A 7,785-nucleotide genomic window follows, 5' to 3' on the forward strand; every position below is an offset into this window, starting at 1 on the left:
AAGGACTTAGTCCTGTCCAATACAGAACTAAATCCTTTCAATAATTATTTGTCCAACTTTTGGGGGTCAGTACATTCGCGACCCCTCTTTCTTACAAATTCTCAAAAGCCAGACTAGGCTTGGCATTGAGGTCCCAGCCAGCGAAGTTTTCCTTATTATACTCACTGACCGCTGCCAAGGCAATCATGCCCGCATTGTCACCGCAGAGTCGAAGCGGGGGAATGATGACTTCCACATCGGTAATTTCAGCCGCCAACCGCTCTCGTAAGCCCTGATTAGCTGCCACACCGCCCGCTACCACCAAGGTCTTGACAGGGTATTGCTCCAAGGCCTTCTTGGTCTTAGCCATGAGAATATCCATAACACAGGCTTGGAAAGAGGCTGACAAGTCCGCATTGGACAAGCTTTCCCCTTTCTGCTGGGCATTGTGGTAGAGGTTGATAAAGGCAGATTTGAGTCCTGAGAAAGAAAACTCCAGATTATCTTCCTTGATCATAGCCCGAGGGAAGTCATAAATGTCCTGCCCCTCATGTGCCAACTCATCGATGACTCGACCAGCTGGATAGGGCAGACCCATGACCCGCCCCACCTTATCATAGGCTTCGCCGACCGCATCATCTCGCGTTTCGCCGACAATCTTATAGTCCCCCGCTTCTGACACATAGACCAACTCCGTGTGCCCACCACTGACCAAAAGGGCCAGGAGGGGAAATTCCAATTCCTTGACCGCACGCGCCGCCATCAAATGCCCTGCCATATGGTTGACAGGAATGAGCGGCAGACCGTTAGCCCAAGCAAAGGCCTTGGCAGCCGAAATCCCGACTAGCAAGGCACCGACCAAGCCAGGCCCATAGGTCACCGCCACAGCCGTCAGGTCCTCTGCCGTCACCTCCGCCTCCAACAAGGCCTCCTCGATACAGGCCGTAATCACTTCCACATGGTGACGGCTGGCCACTTCAGGCACCACCCCACCAAACCGCTGGTGGCTGGCAATCTGGCTGGCAATGACATTGGACAAAAGCTCCGCGTCATTTCGCAAAACAGCCACCGAGGTCTCATCACAGGAGGTCTCGATCGCCAAAATCAATCTATCTTTCATCACGTTCTCTTTTCATTAGCACCGCGTCCTCGACAGGATTACGGTAGTAGTCTTTTCGTTTTCCTATTTTGGTAAAATGCTGGCGTGTATAGAGGGCCTGAGCTGCACTGTTAGACTCCCTCACTTCGAGGAAGATGTCCCCCTCCCAGTCCATCACAGCAGCCATCAGTTGACTGGCGATTCCCAACCTCTGAAAATCAGCCCTGACAGCAATCTGCAAGATTTCCATCTCATCCAGCACCGTATGAACAGCTAAAAACCCAACTAATTCCTGACCCTCATAGGCCAGATAGTAGTCCTCATCCTGACTGGTTAGGCTTGTTACAATCTGTTCCAAGGTCCAAGGTGACTGCTCATAGACCGACTGCATAACTGCCAAAACAGCCTCTGCCAGATTTTCCTGACCGTCGTAGTGTTTAATCTCTATCATACACGTTTGATATAACTTTCTGAGTCAGCTTGGTTGTCCTTGAGCCAGTTTTCTTCTGCCTCTACCCGCTTGAGATAGTTGGGCTCAAAGCTGGTCACATCTACTGCTGGCAAGTCTTGACCGATTACTGCCAACTGATAGGCTGACGGCAGACTGGCTTGATACCGGGCAGTCGGTAGAGCTTGCTCGATTTGCTCGATAAAGTTTTCTACTTCTCCGACAAAAGTGATGTCTTCCTTGCCAGACAGGCTAGAAAGCAAGTCATCAAAAGACCAGTACTTATCTTCCTCAACTGCTCTGCCATTTTCATAAAGACCTGCATAGACACAGTTACGGCGGGCATCGATGAGAGGCACCACCAGACCCATCAGGCTAGGCGGAACCAGGGACTGAAGACTGGATAGCCCCACCAAGTCGATCTTGAGGGTGTAGGCCAGAGTCTTGGCAGTCGCCACCGCCACCCGCAGACCCGTGTAGGAGCCAGGCCCCTGAGCGACCACAATCCGATCCAAATCTTTAGGCGTCCAGCCTACCTGAGCCACCAAAAAATCGACCACAGGCATGAGGCTGATACTATGATTTTTCTTAACGGCCAGCAGGGTTTCCGCCTGCAAACGACCGTCCTCCACCAAGGCAACCGATAGGGCTTGGTTGGAACTGTCCAAAGCTAGTATTTTCATAAGTTTCTCTTTCTGTACAATGCTACTCTCTATTGTAAGCTATCTTGGATATTTTTTCAAATAATGGAAAAGACTGGGGTGTGATTTCTAGTAGGTTAATGGATCGAACCGATTTGTCATTCTAGTAAGTCACATCACTATCTGGCAGTTGACAGGCATTTTCTCGACACAATTGAACTCTGTCTTAGTAATCCTAATACACTCGGAATCCTAGCTCACTTCCCTGTTTTATCCCTCTCGGAAATGCAGAATTTCTGAAAATCATGACACTTTTCCATTTTCCTACCAAACCCTTTTACCATCAGCAAATTTTATGGTATAATGAAGAGTAACATTTAGACTGAATAAATTGACAACTCTAGAAAATTGAATAGAAAATACCAAGCAGAATAGCTGTTTGGGGCTTTTTTCATAGTTGCCAGTCAAAAAGAAAGGAACTATACTACACATGATTTATAAAGTATTTTACCAAGAAACAAAAGTCAGCCCACGCCGTGAGCAGACACAAGCCCTCTATGTCGAAGTTGACGCAACTTCTGAATTGGAAGGTCGCATCAAAGTCAAAGAATTGGTTGAAGCAAAATTCCCAGCCTACAACGTTGAATTCGTTGACCTACTCTCTGACAAACACCTCGAATACGAAAAAGAGCACGCAGATTTCAAAATTACGGAGTTTTAATCCATGTCATCAGTCAATCTAAAACCTCATGAAGTTGGCGTTTTCGCCATCGGTGGTTTGGGAGAAATCGGGAAAAATACCTACGGTATCGAGTATAAGGATGAAATTCTCATCGTCGATGCCGGTATCAAGTTCCCAGAAGATGACCTATTGGGTATCGACTACGTTATCCCAGACTACTCCTACATCGTTGAAAACCTAGACCGTGTTAAAGGTCTGGTCATTACCCACGGGCACGAAGACCACATCGGAGGCATTCCCTTCTTGCTCAAGCAAGCCAATGTCCCAATCTATGCTGGACCTTTAGCCCTCGCCCTTATCCGTGGCAAATTGGAAGAACACGGACTGCTCCGTGATGCGACTTTGCATGAAATCAATCATAACACAGAGTTGACCTTCAAGCACCTCAAAGTCAGCTTCTTCCGTACCACCCACTCCATTCCAGAACCACTTGGTATCGTCGTTGATACCCCTCAAGGAAAAATCGTCTGTACCGGTGACTTCAAGTTCGACTTCACTCCAGTTGGCGAGCCCGCAGACTTGCACCGCATGGCTGCTCTCGGTGAAGAAGGCGTTCTCTGCCTCCTCTCCGACTCTACCAACGCCGAAGTTCCAACCTTTACCAACTCGGAAAAAGTGGTCGGTCAGTCCATCATGAAACTGATAGAAGGCATTCACGGACGCATCATCTTTGCTTCTTTTGCCTCTAATATCTTCCGTCTGCAACAGGCGGCTGATGCCGCAGTCAAGACCGGACGCAAGATCGCTGTCTTTGGACGCTCCATGGAGAAAGCCATCGTCAATGGTATCGAGCTCGGCTACATCAAGGTTCCAAAAGACACCTTTATCGAACCAAACGAGATCAAAGAATATCCTGCCAGCGAGATTATGATTCTCTGTACAGGTAGCCAAGGCGAGCCAATGGCTGCCCTCTCTCGCATCGCCCACGGTACTCACCGCCAGGTTCAACTCCAGCCGGGCGACACGGTTATCTTCTCGTCTAGTCCTATTCCGGGAAATACCACAGGTGTTAACAAGCTCATCAATATCTTGATTGAAGCCGGTGTCGATGTTATTCACGGCAAGATCAACAACATCCATACCTCTGGACACGGTGGCCAGCAAGAACAAAAACTCATGCTCCGCCTAATCAAGCCAAAATTCTTCATGCCTGTCCATGGCGAATACCGCATGCAAAAAATCCATGCCAGTCTAGCAGTGGATACAGGTGTACCAAAAGACAACATCTTTATCATGGAAAACGGTGATGTCCTAGCCCTGACCAAGGATTCTGCACGATTGGCCGGCAAGTTCAACGCCCAAGACATCTACGTGGATGGAAACCGTATTGGTGAAATCGGTGCAGCTGTCCTCAAAGACCGCCGTGACCTCTCAGAAGACGGCGTCGTCCTTGCTGTCGCAACCGTTGACTTCAAGTCCAAGATGATTCTGGCAGGACCTGACATCCTCAGCCGAGGCTTCATCTACATGCGCGAATCTGGTGACTTGATCCGCGAAAGCCAACGCGTTCTCTTCAACGCTATCCGCATCGCTATGCGTAATAAAGATGCCAATATCCAGACGGTCAACGGCGCCATCGTCAATGCCCTACGACCATTCCTGTACGAAAAAACAGAACGTGAACCAATTATCATTCCAATGATTTTAACGCCTGATCACTAAGAAAGAAGCCTCGGCAACTGCCGAGGCTTCACTTGTTTTCTAATAGGAATACCTTACAACCACTTGATAAAATGATATTTGGAAATTCCTTTTTTCGGCACATCTGTTAGATGAGCATAAATAGAATATCCAGCCTTCAGATAAAAATCCTTAGCCTGATAGGACTTAGTTGACAGTGTGATACTCTTTACTCCATTTTGTCTAGCTTCATTTTCCAAACGAATCAGCAAACGCCTCCCCAATCCTTGACCTTGCTTGTGTTTGACAACCACCAAAGCCTTTACATGAATCGTTTCCAAGGTCTGTTGGGCCTGCAAGACAGCGACTAATTGACCTGCTTCCTCTTCTACCAAAACAATTTCCTGCTGACTAGGAGCAAGGTCTTGCCCTTCTCCAAAAACCGCTCTATACTGTTCATCAAATACAGCTTTTACAAATTCATCCATCCACATCGCCTCCAATTTTTTTAATCTATATAAGGGTAGTCTTTTTCAAGCTCGTGAACAAAGGACCCGTCGGGGTCCTTTGTTTAATACATATCCAAATAGTTGTCGATTTCCCATTGAGAAACGTAGGTTGCGTAGCTTGCCCACTCGATTTTCTTAGCTTCTACAAAGTTAGTGTAGATATGTTCGCCCAGGGCTGCACGAACAACTTCATCTTTACGAAGTGCCTTCAAAGCATTATGAAGAGTTGAAGGAAGATCTGTGATACCAGCTTCACGGCGTTCCTCATCAGACATTGCATAGATATTTGTTTCAACTGGTGCTGGAGCCTCAATCTTATTCTCAACACCCTCAAGACCTACTTCTAAAAGCACAGCCATTGCTAAATATGGGTTAGCAGTTGGGTCAACTGAGCGCAATTCCAAACGAGTTCCCATACCACGAGAAGCTGGAACACGAACCAATGGAGAACGGTTTTTACCAGCCCAAGCGATGTAAACAGGAGCTTCAAAACCTGGAACCAAACGCTTGTAGGAGTTTACAGTTGGGTTTGTGATAGCAGTATAGTTGTAAGCATGCTTGATCAAACCACCCAAGAAGTGATAGGCTGTTTCTGACAATTGCATACCACGTGGATCTTCTGGATTAAAGAAGGCATTGTTGCCATCCTTGTCAAAGAGTGACATATTACAGTGCATACCTGAACCAGCGATACCATATTTTGGCTTAGCCATAAAGGTTGCATACATTCCATGTTTACGGGCAATTGTTTTAACAACCAACTTGAAGAGCTGAATCTTATCACAAGCACTCAAAACATCATCGTATTTGAAATCAATCTCATGCTGACCAACAGCACATTCATGGTGACTAGCTTCTACTTCAAAGCCCATTTGCGTCAAAACATTGACAATTTCACGACGAGTATTATCAGCCAAATCCGTCGGAGCAAGGTCAAAGTATCCACCCTTATCGTTCACTTCAAGGGTTGGATTTCCTTGCTCATCCATCTTGAAGAGGAAGAATTCTGGCTCAGGACCCAAATTGAAGGAAGAAAATCCAAGTTCTTCCATGTGACGAAGGGCTTTTTTCAAGTTACCACGAGGATCACCAGCAAATGGCTCACCTGCTGTTGTATAAACATCACAAATCAAGCCTGCTACTGAACCATTCTCATCACCCCAAGGGAAGATAGTCCAGGTATTCAAATCTGGATATAGGTACATATCTGATTCATTGATACGAACAAACCCTTCGATTGATGAACCATCAAACATCACCTTGTTTGATAACACTTTATCCACCTGCTCATCAGTTGCTGGAATTTCTACGTTTTTCATTACTCCCATGATATCTGTAAACATCAGACGTAGGAAGGTAACGTTTTTCTCTTTGATATCGCGTTTAATGTCCGCTACTGTGACTGCCATTGTTTTCTCCTCTATTTTTAAAAGTATTTACGATGAACGGAAAATAGAACTAGGACTTGAAAAGCGTCCTTGACGACTGAATTCATCATGTAAGATACGGCGTACATCTTCATCGGTCAAGGTTTTCTGTTGTTTTTGGACCTTAGCTTTTGCTTCACGGTTTGCATATTCCTTCTTAATAGCCGCAATATTCAAACCCTCGTCCAAATAATCCTTGATTTCAAGAAGCAAATCCATATCATTTAGAGAATACAAGCGACGATTGCCCTCATTACGATCGGGCTTAATCAAGCCATGATCTTCATAGTAACGAATCTGACGAGCCGTTAGGTCTGTCAATTTCATAACACTGCCAATTGGAAAAATGGCCAAGGAACGACGGAACTCTTTTTCTCTCATAATGAACTCCTTTCTGCAGACTATTATAGGAGAATTTTGACCATGGGTCAAGTGATTATGTTATATCTTCTAACACCTTTTCTTTTGGAAACGTTTTTTTATCAAATTAACATCGTAATTTACCAAAATCGCTATAAAAACACCCACAAAGGTTTCAAAAACACGAACAAAGACATACTGAATGGTATCACCTGACGGGATTGACAAAGAAATAATCAGCAAGGCTGATACTGCGCCAATAATCCCAGCCTTGTTATTCATAGCCACATTGGTCATAATAGTCAGCATGACAAATATCGGGATAAAAACAGCCGTCACCCAGAACTGATCAGAAAACAACCTATCTAGCAAAAAGAATATCATGGCATAAAAACCGCCAATAGTATTTCCTAACACGCGAGAAGTCCCAAAATGGACACTCTGGTCAAAGTCCTCACGCAAACTAAAGACCGTTGTCAAGGCTGCAATCTGGATTCCTTCCCAGCCCATATAACCAAATAGTAGAATAACTAAAAAAACGGCTAGACCTGATTTAAAGGTCCGCATTCCTAATCGAAATTTTTGAGGATCAAACTTATATTTTTCAAACATATCTCTATTCTAACATGATTTTATGGAAAATGGGGTCATTATCCCAAGAAAGGCAGAAAAGAGTTGGTTTCCCAACTCTTTTCTCTCAAATTTTTACTTTTCAGTCAATGCAGCACCTAGCCAGTCTTTCTAGGTCACACTTCCCAGAAAGACTAGGCCTGGCACTAGGCACTCCGTGCCGTCGCAAGTCCTGGAAGAACTTTTCACCTTGCTAGACTTTCTAACTCGCTTAGCTTCGTAGAAACTCTACGCGATGCACAAAAAAGAGCTGGAATGTACTGACCCCCAAAAGTTGGACAAATAATTATTGAAAGGATTTAGTTCTGTATTGGACAGGACTAAGTCCTT

The 7,785-nt window shown here is 45.4% G+C and carries 9 protein-coding genes; 2 read left to right on the plus strand and 7 right to left on the minus strand.

The features are described 5' to 3' along the window. Positions 1-91: 91 nt before the first annotated feature. Genes tsaD through tsaB form a run of 3 tightly spaced genes read right to left on the minus strand, consistent with a single transcriptional unit; the run spans position 92 to position 2,209 of the window. Entirely contained in the window at positions 92-1,099 is a 1,008-nt protein-coding gene (tsaD, locus tag ACEE44_RS10095; RefSeq protein ID WP_044767678.1) for a tRNA (adenosine(37)-N6)-threonylcarbamoyltransferase complex transferase subunit TsaD, read from the minus strand. Then, positions 1,089-1,529, minus strand: coding sequence for a ribosomal protein S18-alanine N-acetyltransferase (rimI, locus tag ACEE44_RS10100; RefSeq protein WP_449172145.1), 441 nt, complete (start codon positions 1,527-1,529; stop codon positions 1,089-1,091). The genes tsaD and rimI overlap by 11 nt, the downstream gene beginning before the upstream one ends. Beyond that, positions 1,526-2,209 (minus strand): tRNA (adenosine(37)-N6)-threonylcarbamoyltransferase complex dimerization subunit type 1 TsaB, encoded by a 684-nt coding sequence (gene tsaB / locus ACEE44_RS10105; RefSeq protein WP_449172146.1) that lies wholly within the window; start codon positions 2,207-2,209, stop codon positions 1,526-1,528. Before tsaB ends, rimI begins: the two co-directional genes overlap by 4 nt. A 448-nt stretch (positions 2,210-2,657) precedes the next feature. Between tsaB and ACEE44_RS10110 the strand changes: the two genes are divergently transcribed. Together ACEE44_RS10110 and rnjA are read left to right on the plus strand one after the other, a co-directional pair. Continuing rightward, complete coding sequence (locus ACEE44_RS10110) at positions 2,658-2,888, plus strand: RNA polymerase epsilon subunit (RefSeq protein WP_172064670.1); 231 nt, start codon at positions 2,658-2,660, stop codon at positions 2,886-2,888. A gap of 3 nt (positions 2,889-2,891) precedes the next feature. After that, entirely contained in the window at positions 2,892-4,571 is a 1,680-nt protein-coding gene (rnjA, locus tag ACEE44_RS10115; RefSeq protein WP_449172147.1) for a ribonuclease J1, read from the plus strand. Between the two features lie 53 nt (positions 4,572-4,624). Here rnjA and ACEE44_RS10120 read toward each other — a convergent pair whose 3' ends face one another. The 4 genes from ACEE44_RS10120 to ACEE44_RS10135 form a co-directional block, all read right to left on the minus strand. Next, positions 4,625-5,023 carry a GNAT family N-acetyltransferase gene (locus ACEE44_RS10120; protein ID WP_323156109.1) on the minus strand — a complete coding sequence of 133 codons (399 nt, stop codon included), beginning with the start codon at positions 5,021-5,023 and terminating at the stop codon, positions 4,625-4,627. 77 nt (positions 5,024-5,100) lie between these two features. Next, positions 5,101-6,447 (minus strand): type I glutamate--ammonia ligase, encoded by a 1,347-nt coding sequence (gene glnA / locus ACEE44_RS10125; RefSeq protein WP_449172148.1) that lies wholly within the window; start codon positions 6,445-6,447, stop codon positions 5,101-5,103. Between the two features lie 27 nt (positions 6,448-6,474). Beyond that, a complete protein-coding gene (locus ACEE44_RS10130; RefSeq protein WP_449172149.1) occupies positions 6,475-6,846 on the minus strand; it encodes a MerR family transcriptional regulator in 372 nt (123 codons plus the stop codon). Positions 6,847-6,915: 69 nt separating this feature from the next. Further along, positions 6,916-7,437 carry an FUSC family protein gene (locus ACEE44_RS10135; RefSeq protein WP_449172150.1) on the minus strand — a complete coding sequence of 174 codons (522 nt, stop codon included), beginning with the start codon at positions 7,435-7,437 and terminating at the stop codon, positions 6,916-6,918. Positions 7,438-7,785 lie beyond the last annotated feature (348 nt).

This window comes from Streptococcus sp. 32226D021BW (genome assembly GCF_053545015.1).

Excerpts from the sequence above, each read along its gene's own strand:
- ACEE44_RS10135 (WP_449172150.1), bottom strand. The coding sequence starts at position 7,437 with ATGTTTGAAAAATATAAGTTTGATCCTCAAAAATTTCGATTAGGAATG.
- ACEE44_RS10120 (WP_323156109.1), bottom strand. The coding sequence starts at position 5,023 with ATGTGGATGGATGAATTTGTAAAAGCTGTATTTGATGAACAGTATAGA.
- glnA (WP_449172148.1), bottom strand. The coding sequence starts at position 6,447 with ATGGCAGTCACAGTAGCGGACATTAAACGCGATATCAAAGAGAAAAAC.
- ACEE44_RS10130 (WP_449172149.1), bottom strand. The coding sequence starts at position 6,846 with ATGAGAGAAAAAGAGTTCCGTCGTTCCTTGGCCATTTTTCCAATTGGC.
- rnjA (WP_449172147.1), top strand. The coding sequence starts at position 2,892 with ATGTCATCAGTCAATCTAAAACCTCATGAAGTTGGCGTTTTCGCCATC.
- tsaD (WP_044767678.1), bottom strand. The coding sequence starts at position 1,099 with ATGAAAGATAGATTGATTTTGGCGATCGAGACCTCCTGTGATGAGACC.
- ACEE44_RS10110 (WP_172064670.1), top strand. The coding sequence starts at position 2,658 with ATGATTTATAAAGTATTTTACCAAGAAACAAAAGTCAGCCCACGCCGT.
- tsaB (WP_449172146.1), bottom strand. The coding sequence starts at position 2,209 with ATGAAAATACTAGCTTTGGACAGTTCCAACCAAGCCCTATCGGTTGCC.
- rimI (WP_449172145.1), bottom strand. The coding sequence starts at position 1,529 with ATGATAGAGATTAAACACTACGACGGTCAGGAAAATCTGGCAGAGGCT.